The sequence below is a fragment of the Pseudonocardia tropica genome, from assembly GCF_040105315.1.
Taxonomy (GTDB): Bacteria; Actinomycetota; Actinomycetes; order Mycobacteriales; family Pseudonocardiaceae; genus Pseudonocardia; species Pseudonocardia alni.
In genome coordinates, this window is the sequence record NZ_JBEDNP010000003.1 from 104,069 (window position 1) to 117,523 (window position 13,455).

A 13,455-nucleotide genomic window follows, 5' to 3' on the forward strand; every position below is an offset into this window, starting at 1 on the left:
GGCGTGGCACGGTGGGTGGGGTGATGTCCGCACGCCGCTTCGGCCGGCGCTCCCTGTTCGTCGGTGCCGGTGCCGTCGCCCTGGTGGCGGTGGGGACGGCCGACCGCTGGCGGGTCGTCGGCGACGTCGCCGGGGACACGGAGCCGGCCGCGCTGCGGGCCCGGATCCTGGCGGGTGTCGTCCCCCACTCCGGCCTGGCGACGGCGACCGGCCGGCTCGGGCTGCCCACCGTCGCGCCGATCGGTTCCGCGGCCCGGCTGCTGTCCACGACCACCCGGATCCGCGTCCACGTCGCCGACGCGGGCCGCTGGCGGGTCGACGAGCTGACCCCGGTCGGCGAGGTCGACACCTACCGCGACGGACAGGTCGAACGGATCTGGGACTACGGCGCGAACCGGCTCACCACGGTCTCCCCGCTCGCCCCGGTGCGGTTCCCGCGGGCCTCGGACCTCGCCCCGGCCGACCTGGCCCGCCGGCTGCTCGGCGCGACCCCGGACGACCCGGTGACGGCGCTGCCACCGCGGCGGGTGGCCGGGCTGGCCGCGGCCGGGCTGCGGGTGACCCCGGCCGACCCGGACAGCCTGGCCGGGCGGATCGACGTGTGGTCGGTCCCCGTCGGCGACGGCGTCCTCCCGGTCGCGGTCGAGATCGCCGCCCGGGACGGCGCGGGCCCGCTCCTGCAGACGGCGTTCGAGGCGCTGGACACCGACGCACCGCGGGCCGCGGCGCTGGTCCCGGCGCCGCCGTCGTCGGCGGAGCGGGTGCGGACCCGACCCGACGACCTGACCGGCTCGCTGCGCGGGGTCGGCGCGGCGCCCCCGCCGGACCGGCTCGCCGGCCGGGACCGGGTCGAGCTGCCGGTGTCCGGGGACGTCCCGGCCGCCGAGCTGCTGCCCGGGGTCGGCGTCTACGGCACCGGGGTCGGCCGGTTCGTGCTGGTCCCGGCCGGGCCGGAGGTCGTCGACGGGATCGTGCGCGGCTCGGCCGCCGCGGGCGGGGTGGACGTGCCGGGCCTGCCCGGCGGCTCGGCCGCCCGGGTGGCGACGCCGCTGCTCAGCCTGGTCGTCGCCCGTCGGCGACGGCGCGGGGTGCTGCTGGCCGGGACGGTGCGCCCCGGTGTGCTGGAGTCCGCCGCCGTCGAGCTGATGGGGACCCGCCGGTGAACGACCCGGTGGTCGCGACGCACGCGGTGACCAAGCGGTTCGGCCGGGTCACCGCCGTCGACGGCGTCGACCTGGCGGTGCCCGCCGGCTCCCGGTTCGGGCTGCTGGGCCCGAACGGCTCGGGCAAGACGACGCTGGTGCGGATGCTGCTCGGGCTGGTGCACGCCACCTCGGGGTCGATCGAGGTGCTCGGCTCGCCGATGCCCCGGGCCGCCCGCACGGTGCTGCCGCGGGTCGGTGCGCTGGTCGAGTCCCCCGCCGCCTGGCCGGGGCTGTCGGGCCGGGCGAACCTGACCCTGCTCGACGCGGCGGGCTCGGTGGGCGGCCCGCTGCACCGGCCCGCCGACCGGCGACGACGCGTGCAGGAGGCCCTGGAGCAGGTCGGCCTGGGCGGGGTCGACCGCCGCCCGGTGCGGGCCTACTCGCTGGGGATGCGCCAGCGCCTGGGCATCGCCTCGGCGCTGCTGCGCGCCCCGGAGCTGCTGCTGCTCGACGAGCCGACCAACGGCCTGGACCCGCGGGGCATCGGCGAGATGCGCGCCCTGCTGACCGCGCTGAACGAACGGGGCACGACCGTGGTGCTGTCCAGCCACCTGCTCGCCGAGGTGGAGACGCTGTGCACCCGGGTCGGGGTGATGGACGCCGGGCACCTCGTGCTCACCCAGGACCTCGACGAGCTGCGGGCACCGACCGGCCGGGTCGTCGTCCGCACCCCGGCCCCGGCGGCCGCGGCGCGGGTGCTCGGCCGGGCGCTGGAGTCCGCCGACGGCGACCGGCTCGTGGTGCGCGCCGTCGACCCCGCCGACCTCAACGCGCACCTGGTGCGGGCCGGGGTGCCGGTGGCGTCACTGGAACCGGAGCGCCGCACCCTGGAACAGGTGGTGCTGGAACGGACCGGGGACGGCTCGGACCGGGTGGCGACGGCCGGGCGGGGGGTGGCGCGGTGATCCTCGTCGAGCTGGCGCTGCTGCTGCGCCGCACCCGGGTGTGGCTGTGCTGGCTGCTGCTGTGCGCGCTGCCGGCTCTCGTCGCGGTGGTCGTGTCGGCCACCGGGATCCTCCCGCCGCCCGGGCAGGGGCCGGCGTTCCTGTCCGCGGTCGCGACGAACGGGCAGATCTTCCCGGCGTTCGCGCTGGCGCTGGTGCTGCCGATCCTGCTGCCGATCACCGTGGCGGTGGTCGCCGGGGACACCGTGGCCGGGGAGGCCGCCGCGGGGACGCTGCGCTACCTGCTGATCCGGCCGGTCGGACGGCTGCGGCTGCTGGTGGCGAAGCTGGTGTCGGTGGCGTTCTTCGTGGTCACCGCGGTCACGCTGGTGGTGCTGACGTCGTACGCGGTGGGGATCGCGGTGTTCGGCACCGGCACCACCACCGCCGCCGGTGGCCTCACCCTGCCCCCGGTCGACGCCGGGCCCGGCTCGGTCGCGTCGCTGTCCGGGACGGTGATCGAACCGGTGGACCTGGCGACCCGGACCGGGCTGACCGTGGCCTACCTGGCGCTGTGCATGCTCACCCTGGGCGCGCTGGGGATCTTCTTCTCCACCCTGACCGACTCACCGCTGGCGGCGGCGCTGGCGGTGCTCGCCGTCGTGGTGACCAGCGCGTCCCTGCAGGCGCTGGACGCCTCCGCGGGCTTCGTGGACGTCCTGCCCACGGCGCACTGGCTGGCCTGGATCGACCTCTACCGCGACCCGGTGCTCTACGACGCCGCCCGCACCGGGGCCTGGGTGCAGGCGGGCTGGGTCGCCGTGGCCGTCGGGGCGGCGTGGGCGAACCTGGCGACCAAGGACATCGCGAGCTGACGCCGGCTCAGCCCGCGGCGCGCAGCGTCCCGCAGTCGGCCGGTGCCTCGGTGACCGGCGCGGTGGACAGGGCGCGCACGACCAGGCCGATCACCGCGTCGTCGGACGGCAGGCCGCCGTGGTCCACCGCCGAGCCCGGGCACAGCCGCTGGAGCTCCACGTTGACCGCGCCGGCCAGGCGGGCCGAGGTGGGCGGGGTGACGACCTCGTCGCGGTCGGTCCACACCGACAGCCAGGGGACCGCCGTCCCGGCCCCGGCGAGCTCCCCCAGCAGCACCGACCCCGGGGCGAGCTGACGGCAGGCCTGCGGGCATGCCTCCGGGGCGACGGCCGCGGCGGATCCGGCCACCGTCGTCCCGGCCAGCGGGGAGCCGATCGACACGATCCGCCGGGCCCGGGCCGGGCCGTCGTCGCGGATCGCCCACAGCCCCGCGACGACGCCGCCCGCGGAGTAGCCGACGACGTCGACCGACGGCGCCCCGCCGTCGGTGGCGACGGTGACCGCGCGGTCCAGCACCGCCACCTGCCGGTCGAGGTCGCCGGTGCCGTCGCCGTCGAGGGCCAGGACGCGGGCGTCGCGGCCCTGGGCGCGCAGGGCCCCGGCGAGGACCTCCAGGCCGGTGCGGTCGCCGCCGTAGCCGGGGACGAGCAGGACCGGGCCCGGCCGGTCCTGGGCGACGGGCCCGCCCGCGCCGCGGGACCCCCCGGGCAGGGCCGCGACGACCGCGGCCACCACGCCCACCGCCACCAGCAGTGCGACGACGACCAGCAGCGCCCGGCGGCGCGGGCTCACCGGGCCCCCGCCGGGGTGCCGGTCGCCGGGGCGTCGTCGGCGATCAGCAGGTCGGTGACGACCCGGTCGGCCAGCAGCCGTCCGCGGTCGGTCAGCACCGCGCGGCCCGCGGCGTGCGCCGCCGGGTCCAGCAGCCCCTCGGCGACGGCGCGGGCGGCGGCCGCGCGACCGCCGTCGTGCAGCAGGGTCAGGGCCATGCCCTCGGCGAGGCGCAGCCGCAGCATGACCCGTTCGGTGTGCCGCTCGTCGGCGGTGAGCTCCTCGCGCCCGCCCACGGGCGTCTCCCCCGCGGCGAGCGCGCCGGCCCAGCGCGCCGGGTGCTTGACGTTCCACCAGCGCGTCCCGGCCAGGTGGGAGTGGGCGCCGGGGCCGATCCCCCACCAGTCGCCGTCGCGCCAGTAGCCCAGGTTGTGCCGGCACTCGGCGCCGGGCAGCGACCAGTTCGACACCTCGTACCAGGACAGCCCGGCGTCGCGCAGGCGCACGTCGAGCAGCTCGTAGCGGGTGGCGGCGACGTCGTCGTCGGGGGCGGGGAGCTCCCCGCGGCGGACCCGGCGGGCCAGCGCGGTGCCGTCCTCGACGATCAGCGCGTAGGCCGAGACGTGGTCCACCCCCGCGTCGAGGACGGCGTCGGCGGAGGCGCGCAGGTCGTCGTCGGTCTCGCCGGGGGTGGCGTAGATCAGGTCCAGGTTGACGTGGCCGAACCCGGCGGCGCGGGCCTCCCGGGCGGCGGCGACGGCGCGCCCGGGAGTGTGCGTGCGGTCGAGCACGGCGAGCACGTGCGGGGCGGCGGACTGCATGCCCAGCGAGATGCGGGTGAACCCGCCGGTGCGCAGCCGGTCGAAGAACTCCGGCGAGACCGACTCGGGGTTGGACTCGGTGGTGACCTCGGCGTCGTCGGCGAGCGGGAGGTGCTCGCGGACCGCGTCGAGCATCGCGACGAGCCGGTCGGCGCCGATCAGCGACGGGGTGCCGCCGCCGACGAACACCGTCTCCACGGTGCGGTCCCCCACCGTGCGGGCGGCGAGCGCGATCTCGGTGCGGGCGGCGGCGAGCCAGCCGTCCGGGGACGCGGCGTCGCCCGCGAGCTCGGAGGCGGTGTAGGTGTTGAAGTCGCAGTAGCCGCAGCGGGTCGCGCAGAACGGCACGTGGACGTAGAGCCCGAAGGCCGGCGGCACGGAGGTCACGTCCGGCGAGTGTGCCACCGCCGGGCCGGTCGGTGCCGGGCGCACCTCGGGCCCGGACCGCTCCCCGGCAGGTCCGGGGCGCGCGGGACGGGCCGGTCGCGACGGGTGGCATCCGGGGCCCCCGCGGTGGACGATGGGTTCCATCGGGCCCGCGACCCGGGGATTCCGGGTGAACCGGACACCGCACTGCGAACGTCCGGACCTATCCGCCCACCTCTCCCAGGATGCGAACATCACTTTGTGGCAGGTCCGGACACCGTGGCACCCTGTATCCGTGCCCGCACTCCGTCTCCGCCTCGTGGCGCGTCGCCACGTGGACCTGAACCGGACCCGCAGCGCGCTCTGTCGTCGTCGCTGACCCGACGGCCCCTCCCGAACCGCCCGGGCCGCTCCGTGCCCTGTCTCCGGGCCGGGGTGTGCCCGATCCGCCCGACATCGGAGCACCCACCACATGGCGCCCTCGAAGACCGCACCCCGCCGCCCGAAGGGCCAGGGGCAGTGGAAGCTCGGCCACCGCGAACCGCTGAACCCCAACGAGCGCAGCAAGCGCGACGACAACCCGCTGAACGTGCGTGCGCGGATCGAGAACGTCTACGCCAAGCGCGGCTTCGACTCGATCGACCCCGCCGACCTGCGCGGACGGTTCCGCTGGATGGGGCTCTACACCCAGCGCAGGCCCGGGATCGACGGCGGCCGCACCGCGGCGCTGGAGCCCGAGGAGCTCGACGACGAGTACTTCATGATGCGCGTGCGCCTCGACGGCGGGTCGGTCGACGTCGCCCAGCTGCGTGCGCTCGGTGAGGTCTCGCAGCGCTACGGCCGCGACACCGCCGACGTCACCGACCGCGAGAACATCCAGTACCACTGGATCCGCGTCGAGGACGTCCCGGCGATCTGGAAGCTGATCGAGCCGCTGGGCATGCAGACCACCGAGGCCTGCGGCGACTGCCCCCGTGTGGTCATGGGGTCCCCCGTCGCCGACGTCTCCGCCGACGAGGTGGTCGACCCGACCCCGGCCATCGACGAGATCGTGCGCCGGTTCATCGGCGACCGCGAGCTGTCGAACCTGCCGCGCAAGTTCAAGTCCGCGATCTCCTGGCAGCAGGACGTCGCGCACGAGATCAACGACATCTCCTTCGTCGGCGTCGAGCACCCCGAGCACGGCCCCGGCTTCGACCTGTGGGTCGGCGGCGGGCTGTCGACCAACCCGCGGATCGCCGAGCGGCTCGGCGCCTGGGTCCCGCTCGACGAGGTGCCCGACGTGTGGCACGGCGTCATCCAGGTCTTCCGCGACTACGGCTACCGCCGCCTGCGCCACCGCGCCCGCATCAAGTTCCTCATCGCCGACTGGGGCCCGGAGAAGTTCCGCCAGATCCTGGAGGACGAGTACCTGGGCCGGAAGCTCGTCGACGGCCCCGCCCCGGCGGTCCCCGAGCGGCCCATCGACCACGTCGGCGTCCACAGGCAGAAGGACGGCCGCAACTACGTCGGCGTCGCCCCGCCGTCGGGCCGGGTGTCGGGCACGACGCTGCTCGCCGTCGCCGACGCCGCCGAGCGCGCCGGGTCGGACCGGATCCGGTTCACCCCGTACCAGAAGATCGTCGTGCTGGACGTGGCCGACGAGAAGCTGGACGGCCTCATCGAGGACCTCAACAGGCTGGGCCTGCCCGCACGGCCGTCGACCTGGCGCCGCTCCACGATGGCCTGCACCGGCATCGAGTTCTGCAAGCTCGCGATCGTCGAGACCAAGGAACGCGCGATCCGGCTGGTCGAGGACCTGGAGAAGCGCCTCGCCGACGTCGTGCCGGACGTCCCGATCTCGCTGCACCTCAACGGCTGCCCGAACGCCTGTGCCCGCACCCAGGTCGCCGACATCGGCCTGAAGGGCCAGATCGTCACCGACGCGGGAGGCAACCAGGTCGAGGGCTTCCAGGTCCACCTGGGCGGCGGGCTGGGGCTGGACTCCGGTTTCGGCCGCAAGCTGCGCGGGCTCAAGGTCACCAGCGCCGAGCTGGGCGACTACGTCGAGCGCATCGTGCGCCGCTTCGCCGAGCAGCGCGACGGCGACGAGCGCTTCGCCCAGTGGGTCCTGCGGGCCGACGAGGAGGACCTGAAATGAGCGGGCGCGTCACGCCGTTCCACTGTCCGTACTGCGGCGAGGAGGACCTGCGCCCGGCCGAGCGGTCCGAGAAGGTCCCCGGCGCCGCCTGGTGGTGCGCGGGCTGCCTGCGCACCTTCGTCGTGACCTTCGTGGGGATCGGCGTCCCCGAGACCTCGGGAGCGGAATCATGAGTGTTGCCCTGGAGACCGACCTGCGCGCCACCGCCGAGCGCGGTGCCGCGGCCCTCGGCCCCGACGCGACCGCCGAGCAGCTGCTCGACTGGGCCGCCCGGACCTTCGGCGACCGGCTGATCGTCGCCTCCAACATGCAGGACGCCGTGCTGGTCGACCTGACCCAGCGGGCCAAGCCGGACGTCGACGTGCTGTTCCTGGAGACCGGCTACCACTTCGCGGAGACCATCGGCACCCGCGACGCCGTCGACGCCGTCTACCCGCGGCTGCGCATCGTGGACGCGCAGGCCGACCAGTCGGTCGCCGAGCAGGACGCCGAGTACGGCAAGGACCTGTTCGCCCGCGAGCCGGACCGCTGCTGCGCGCTGCGCAAGGTCGTCCCGCTGGAGCGGACCCTGTCCGGCTACGACGCCTGGGTCACCGGCGTCCGCCGGGTCGAGGCCCCGACCCGGGCGAACACGCCGCTGGTCACCTACGACGAGAAGTTCGGCCTCGTCAAGATCAACCCGATCGCCGCCTGGTCCGACGAGGACATGGACGCCTACATCGCCGAGCACGGGATCCTGGTGAACCCGCTCGTCGACGCCGGCTACCCGAGCATCGGCTGCGCCCCGTGCACGGCGAAGCCGAAGCCCGGGGAGGACCCCCGCTCCGGCCGCTGGGCCGGGCGCGCCAAGACCGAGTGCGGGCTGCACGCATGACGACCCTGGAGGAGAGCACCGTGACCGCCGCCGTCACGACCCCGGCACTGGACGCCCTCGACGCGCTGGAGTCCGAGGCGATCCACGTGTTCCGAGAGGTCGCCGGCGAGTTCGACCGACCGGTGATCCTGTTCTCCGGCGGCAAGGACTCGACCCTGCTGGTGCACCTGGCCATCAAGGCGTTCGCGCCGGCCTCGGTGCCCTTCGGCCTGCTGCACGTCGACACCGGGCACAACTACCCGGAGGTCATCGAGTTCCGGGACCGGATCGCCGCGCAGCACGGGCTGCGCCTGGAGGTCGCCCGCGTCGAGGACTACCTCGCCGACGGGCGGCTCGTGGAGCGCGCCGACGGCACCCGCAACCCGCTGCAGACCCAGCCGCTGCTCGACGCGATCACCGAGCACCGCTTCGACGCCGTGTTCGGCGGCGGCCGGCGCGACGAGGAGCGCGCCCGGGCCAAGGAGCGGATCATGAGCCTGCGCGACGCGTTCGGCCGCTGGGACCCGCGCAAGCAGCGCCCGGAGCTCTGGAACCTCTACAACGGACGGCACGCCGCCGGCGAGCACGTCCGCGTGTTCCCCATCTCCAACTGGACCGAGCTCGACGTCTGGCGCTACATCCGGCGCGAGGGCATCGAGCTGCCGTCGATCTACTACGCCCACGAGCGCGAGGTCTTCCAGCGCGACGGCATGTGGCTCGCCGAGGGCCCCTGGGGCGGAGCGCGCGTCGGCGAGCAGCTGGAGCGCCGGTCCATCCGCTACCGCACCGTGGGCGACGGCTCCTGCACCGGCGCGGTCGAGTCCACCGCCACCACCCTCGACGAGGTCATCGCCGAGGTCACCGCGTCGCGGCTCACCGAGCGCGGCGCGACCCGGGCCGACGACCGGCTGTCCGAGGCCGCGATGGAGGACCGGAAGAAGGAGGGCTACTTCTGATGACGGGCACTGCCGACACCACCTCCCGCAGCCTGCTGCGCTTCGCCACGGCGGGCTCCGTCGACGACGGCAAGTCCACCCTGGTCGGGCGCCTGCTCTACGACACCAAGTCGGTGCTGGCCGACCAGATCGAGGCCGTCGAGCGGGCCTCGGTCGACAAGGGGATGTCGACGCCGGACCTGTCGCTGCTCGTCGACGGCCTGCGCGCCGAGCGCGAGCAGGGCATCACCATCGACGTCGCCTACCGCTACTTCGGCACGCCGACCCGCGAGTTCGTCCTCGCCGACACCCCGGGCCACGTGCAGTACACCCGCAACACCGTCACCGGCGCCTCCACCGCCGAGCTGGCCGTGCTGCTGGTCGACGCCCGCAACGGCGTGGTCTCCCAGACCCGCCGGCACGCCGCGGTGCTGTCGCTGCTGCGCGTCCCGCGCCTGGTCCTGGCGATCAACAAGATCGACCTGATCGAGTACGACCAGGCGAAGATCGCCGACATCGAGCGCGAGTTCACCGAGCTGACCCGCTCGCTGGGCTTCACCGACGACGCCGTCCAGGTCATCCCGGTGTCCGCGCTGGTCGGGGACAACGTGGCGTTCCGCAGCGGCAACACGCCCTGGTACACCGGCCCGACGCTGCTGGAGCACCTGGAGTCGGTCCCGGTCGACGGCCCCGACGCCGCCGCCCCGTTCCGGATGCCGGTCCAGTACGTGATCCGGCCCCGCAACGGCGCCGGGTCCCGCTCCGCTGACGCGTCGCTCGGTGACCTGCACGACTACCGCGGCTACGCCGGCCAGGTCGCCTCGGGCACCGTCCGGCCGGGCGACGAGGTCGTCGTCCTGCCCGAGGGGCACCGCACCACCGTCTCCCAGGTCCGGACCGCCGACGGCCCGCTGGCCGCCGCCGGGGCGGGCCTGAGCGTGACGGTGCTGCTCGCCGACGACATCGACGCCCCCCGTGGCGCCCTGATCGCGGCCGCGTCCGACGTCCCGGAGGTCACCTCCGAGATCGACGCGACGCTGTGCTGGCTGGCCGAGAAGCCGCTGCTCCCGGGCGCGCGGCTGCTGCTCAAGCACGGCACCCGCACCACCCAGGTGATCGTCGGGGCGCTGGGGTCGCGACTGGACACCGAGTCGGTGTCCTACGCCGCCGCCCCGGAGAAGCTGGAGATCAACGACATCGGTCGGGTGTCGCTGCGCGTCGCCGACCCGCTGCCGGTCGACTCCTACGCCCGGGTCCGCACCACCGGCGGGTTCCTGCTGATCGACCCGCCGACGGGCAACACGCTCGCCGCCGGCCTGGTGGGCGACCCGCTCGCGGCGGTGCCGGCCGCCGGCTGACCGCTCCGCGCCTCCACGGCCCCCGCACCCGCTCCGGGTGCGGGGGCCGTGCCGTCTCCGCACCCGCCACGCCACCGGGCTCCGCACGCCCCGGGCTCACGACCGGCCCGCGCGCGCAGGGTGGGGTGTGGCGCGAGACCGGGAGCGGCGGGGCGGTGGGTGTCCGGACCGTGGGGCCGTGGTCCGGGTCACGCAGATCGACGAAACCGGACCACCGGCGCACCCGGCGCGCTCCATCGTCGCTGCTCAGTATCCATGTCCGGACATCTCGCCGGCACATCCCGACCGGCGGACGACGACTTGTCGGCCCCCTGGATCCGTTCCACCATGGACCGGTGACCCCCACCGCCGCCCCCGCCGACCGGGCCGTCGCGCCCGGCCGTTCGGCGTCCGACCCGGCGGTCTCCTGGCACCTGGTCGCGCACCTCGAGCGCTTCTGGCCGTCCCGACGGCTCGACGCGTTCGACGAGTTCTGTCGCGCCCGCTGACCCGACCCGCGGCGCCGAGCGTCGTCCCCACCACCCACCGGTCCCCCTGACCGCGCCCGCCCCGCACCGTGCCCGCACCGGTGCCGGAGCGCGGAGCCGGGTCGGAGGTCGACCGGGAAGGAACAACCGTGCCCACACTCATCGTGTTCGCCCTGGTCGGACTCGCGGCCCAGCTGGTCGACGGCGCTCTCGGCATGGCCTACGGCGTCACCTCGACCTCGCTGCTCGTCTTCGCCGGGATCAACCCGGCCACCGCCAGCGCGTCGGTGCACCTCGCCGAGGTCGGCACCACGCTGGCCTCCGGCGCCTCGCACTGGCGGTTCGGCAACGTCGACTGGAAGCTCGTGCTCAAGCTCGGCGTCCCCGGCGCCGTCGGGGCCTTCCTGGGCGCGACCCTGCTCTCGGCCCTGTCCACCGAGAACGCCGCGCCGTACATGTCCGGGATCCTGCTCGCCCTGGGGGTCTACGTCCTGCTCCGCTTCAGCGTCCGCCCGCCGAAGGTCGCCACCGCCCGCACCTCACCGCACGGCGCGACGTTCCTGTCGCCGCTGGGCCTGGTCGCGGGCTTCGTCGACGCCTCCGGTGGCGGCGGCTGGGGCCCGGTCTCCACCCCCGCCCTGCTCAGCGCCGGCCGGACCGCGCCGCGGACGATCGTCGGCTCGGTGAGCGCCTCGGAGTTCCTCGTCGCGCTCGCCGCCAGCGTCGGCTTCCTGATCGGGCTCGGGCACGAGGTGCTCGACCCGTCCACCGTCGGCGGACTGCTGATCGGCGGCGTGCTCGCCGCCCCGCTGGCCGCCTGGCTGGTCACGCGCGTCCCCGCCCCGGTGCTGGGCTCCGCCGTCGGCGGCATCATCATCCTGACCAACGCCCGCACCCTGCTGCGGGCCGCCGACGCCGGCACCGCGGTGACCGCGAGCGTCTACGTCGTGATCGTCGCCCTGTGGGCGCTCGCGATCGGCGCGGCCGTCACCCGGCTGCGCCGGAGCCGGGCCGAGGGCGCCGCGGCGCCGACCGGCGACGGGCGGAAGGTGGCGGTCGCGGGCGACTGACCGCCGCGCGACCCCGCGGCCGCGACGCACCCGCGTCGCGGCCGCTCCGTGTCCGGACACCCGGTCCGCCTGGTGGGCGCCGTCTTGTCCCGTTCGTTCCGGCATCGCACGATCGGGGCATGACCGCACCGGCGTCCCGTCGCAGCGCGACGCACCCCGCGGTCCTCGCGCACCTCGCGCGGCAGCTGGAGGAGTTCTGGCCGTCCCGGCGGCCGCACGCCTACGACGAGTTCTGTCCGCGGGCGCACCCCCGCCCGTGACGGAACCGTCCCGAAGGAACTCCCATGTCCCGCACCACCTCCCGGGTACGCCCGTGAGCACCCCGTCCGAGACCCCGCACGAGCCGGACGGCGTCCCCGCCCAGCGCCGGCTCGCTCTTAACGAGGACTGGGCGGCGACCGTCGTCGGCCTGGTCCTGCTGATCCTGGTCCTGTCCGGGCTCTGGCCGGGATGGCTGGTCCCGTGACCGGGCAGCCGTCCGGCCCGCCCGCCGAGCCGGGGACCGCGACCGGGGCGCAGCCGGGGTCGCACGCACCGTCGGAGCAGGGGCCCGTCCGCTCCCCCGTCCTGTGGGCCCTGGGCGGCGTCGCCGTCGTCCTCGTCCTGGGCGGGCTCGTCCGCTTCCTGGAGCAGACCGTCCCCGACGCCGCGGAGGGCACCGCGTTCTCCGCCGTCGCCGACGCGATCGAGTACCCGGTCTACGCGATCGCACTCGGGCTGCTCGGCAACGTCGTCCTCACCCTCACCGGGCTGCGCGAGCGGCTGTCGGGCGGGTTCCGCACCGAGTTCTTCATCAAGACCGGCCTGGTCCTGCTCGGCGCCTCGATCGACTTCTCGGTCATCGTCCGCGCGGCCGGGCCTGCGGTGCTGCAGGCGATCGTCCTGATCACCGTGGTCTTCGGCTTCACCTGGTGGCTGGCCGGGAGGGCCGGGGTCGACGACAAGCTGCGGGCCCTGCTGGCCTCGGCCGTGTCGATCTGCGGGGTCAGCGCCGCGATCGCCGCCGCGGGCGCGGTACAGGCCAGGAAGGAGCAGCTCGCCTACACGGCCAGCCTCGTGATCATCTTCGCGCTGCCGTCGATCTTCCTGCTGCCCGCGGCGGTCGGGGCGCTGGGCCTGCCACCCGCCGTCGCCGGGGCGTGGATCGGCGGCAACATCGACACCACCGCCGCGGTCAGCGCGGCGGGGGCGATCGTCGGCGAGGAGGCGCTGCAGATCGCGACCATCGTCAAGACCACCCAGAACGCGCTGCTGGGCGTCGTCGCGGTGGCGCTGACGGCCTGGTTCACGCTGAAGGTGGAACGGAGCGGGTCGGCGGGCCGCCCGGGGCTGCGCGAGTTCTGGGAGCGCTTCCCGAAGTTCGTGCTCGGGTTCCTCGCGGCCTCGGTGATCGCGACCGTGTTCGTCGCGACCGCCGGGTCGGACGTCGCGAAGCCGCTGATCAGCGACGTGAACGCCTTCCGCACGATGTTCCTGATCCTGGCGTTCGTGTCGATCGGGCTGGAGTTCCGGGTGGCGCCCCTGCGGGAGGCCGGATGGCGTCCGATCGGCGTGTTCGCCGCGGCCACCGGGGTCAACCTGGCCGTCGGGCTCGGGCTCGCGGTCCTGCTGTTCTCCGGCCTCACCCTCTGACCCCACCCCCTTCCCCCGCGGACCGGCCCCGGAGCCGCACTCATGGAGCTTTGGATCGGGCACACCGGACCAAAGCT

General features: G+C 75.2%; 15 protein-coding genes. 13 read left to right on the top strand and 2 right to left on the bottom strand.

From position 1 onward, the window contains the following. Window positions 1–20: 20 nt before the first annotated feature. From WHI96_RS06040 to WHI96_RS06050, 3 genes are read left to right on the top strand one after another with little or no spacing between them, the layout of a single operon-like run. Entirely contained in the window at window positions 21–1,163 is a 1,143-nt protein-coding gene (locus WHI96_RS06040; RefSeq protein ID WP_345642276.1) for a hypothetical protein, read from the top strand. After that, a complete protein-coding gene (locus WHI96_RS06045) occupies window positions 1,160–2,110 on the top strand; it encodes an ABC transporter ATP-binding protein (RefSeq protein WP_345642278.1) in 951 nt (316 codons plus the stop codon). Before WHI96_RS06040 ends, WHI96_RS06045 begins: the two co-directional genes overlap by 4 nt. Then, a complete protein-coding gene (locus tag WHI96_RS06050) occupies window positions 2,107–2,964 on the top strand; it encodes a DUF2705 family protein (protein ID WP_345642282.1) in 858 nt (285 codons plus the stop codon). The genes WHI96_RS06045 and WHI96_RS06050 overlap by 4 nt, the downstream gene beginning before the upstream one ends. Window positions 2,965–2,971: 7 nt before the next feature. Here WHI96_RS06050 and WHI96_RS06055 read toward each other — a convergent pair whose 3' ends face one another. Next, a complete protein-coding gene (locus WHI96_RS06055; protein ID WP_345642285.1) occupies window positions 2,972–3,757 on the bottom strand; it encodes an esterase/lipase family protein in 786 nt (261 codons plus the stop codon). Then, entirely contained in the window at window positions 3,754–4,962 is a 1,209-nt protein-coding gene (gene hemW / locus WHI96_RS06060) for a radical SAM family heme chaperone HemW (RefSeq protein WP_425571538.1), read from the bottom strand. The genes WHI96_RS06055 and hemW overlap by 4 nt, the downstream gene beginning before the upstream one ends. A gap of 433 nt (window positions 4,963–5,395) precedes the next feature. On the opposite strand from hemW, the gene WHI96_RS06065 reads away from it, so the two are divergent. The 10 genes from WHI96_RS06065 (at window position 5,396) to WHI96_RS06110 (ending at window position 13,378) form a co-directional block, all read left to right on the top strand. Beyond that, complete coding sequence (locus WHI96_RS06065) at window positions 5,396–7,063, top strand: nitrite/sulfite reductase (protein WP_345642291.1); 1,668 nt, start codon at window positions 5,396–5,398, stop codon at window positions 7,061–7,063. Continuing rightward, a complete protein-coding gene (locus WHI96_RS06070; RefSeq protein ID WP_062401491.1) occupies window positions 7,060–7,236 on the top strand; it encodes a hypothetical protein in 177 nt (58 codons plus the stop codon). The genes WHI96_RS06065 and WHI96_RS06070 overlap by 4 nt, the downstream gene beginning before the upstream one ends. Beyond that, a complete protein-coding gene (locus WHI96_RS06075) occupies window positions 7,233–7,937 on the top strand; it encodes a phosphoadenylyl-sulfate reductase (RefSeq protein WP_345642295.1) in 705 nt (234 codons plus the stop codon). Before WHI96_RS06070 ends, WHI96_RS06075 begins: the two co-directional genes overlap by 4 nt. Continuing rightward, window positions 7,934–8,872, top strand: coding sequence for a sulfate adenylyltransferase subunit CysD (cysD, locus tag WHI96_RS06080; protein ID WP_345642299.1), 939 nt, complete (start codon window positions 7,934–7,936; stop codon window positions 8,870–8,872). The genes WHI96_RS06075 and cysD overlap by 4 nt, the downstream gene beginning before the upstream one ends. Beyond that, window positions 8,872–10,209, top strand: coding sequence for a sulfate adenylyltransferase subunit 1 (locus WHI96_RS06085; RefSeq protein ID WP_345642302.1), 1,338 nt, complete (start codon window positions 8,872–8,874; stop codon window positions 10,207–10,209). Before cysD ends, WHI96_RS06085 begins: the two co-directional genes overlap by 1 nt. Window positions 10,210–10,544: 335 nt before the next feature. After that, entirely contained in the window at window positions 10,545–10,697 is a 153-nt protein-coding gene (locus WHI96_RS06090; RefSeq protein WP_345642305.1) for a hypothetical protein, read from the top strand. Window positions 10,698–10,825: 128 nt separating this feature from the next. Next, the gene (locus WHI96_RS06095) at window positions 10,826–11,746 is read left to right on the top strand and encodes a sulfite exporter TauE/SafE family protein (RefSeq protein ID WP_345642307.1); all 921 of its coding nucleotides are present in this window, start codon (window positions 10,826–10,828) and stop codon (window positions 11,744–11,746) included. A 119-nt stretch (window positions 11,747–11,865) separates the two neighbouring features. Next, window positions 11,866–12,006, top strand: a complete 141-nt coding sequence (locus WHI96_RS06100; protein ID WP_345642310.1) for a hypothetical protein — start codon at window positions 11,866–11,868, stop codon at window positions 12,004–12,006. Between the two features lie 53 nt (window positions 12,007–12,059). Further along, complete coding sequence (locus tag WHI96_RS06105; protein ID WP_345642312.1) at window positions 12,060–12,212, top strand: hypothetical protein; 153 nt, start codon at window positions 12,060–12,062, stop codon at window positions 12,210–12,212. Continuing rightward, window positions 12,209–13,378, top strand: coding sequence for a YeiH family protein (locus tag WHI96_RS06110; protein ID WP_345642315.1), 1,170 nt, complete (start codon window positions 12,209–12,211; stop codon window positions 13,376–13,378). Before WHI96_RS06105 ends, WHI96_RS06110 begins: the two co-directional genes overlap by 4 nt. Window positions 13,379–13,455 lie beyond the last annotated feature (77 nt).

What these genes read in the sequence shown, in the direction of transcription:
- WHI96_RS06065 (WP_345642291.1), top strand. Translation starts at nt 5,396, where the DNA reads ATGGCGCCCTCGAAGACCGCACCCCGCCGCCCGAAGGGCCAGGGGCAG.
- WHI96_RS06070 (WP_062401491.1), top strand. Translation starts at nt 7,060, where the DNA reads ATGAGCGGGCGCGTCACGCCGTTCCACTGTCCGTACTGCGGCGAGGAG.
- WHI96_RS06075 (WP_345642295.1), top strand. Translation starts at nt 7,233, where the DNA reads ATGAGTGTTGCCCTGGAGACCGACCTGCGCGCCACCGCCGAGCGCGGT.
- cysD (WP_345642299.1), top strand. Translation starts at nt 7,934, where the DNA reads ATGACGACCCTGGAGGAGAGCACCGTGACCGCCGCCGTCACGACCCCG.
- WHI96_RS06085 (WP_345642302.1), top strand. Translation starts at nt 8,872, where the DNA reads ATGACGGGCACTGCCGACACCACCTCCCGCAGCCTGCTGCGCTTCGCC.
- WHI96_RS06100 (WP_345642310.1), top strand. Translation starts at nt 11,866, where the DNA reads ATGACCGCACCGGCGTCCCGTCGCAGCGCGACGCACCCCGCGGTCCTC.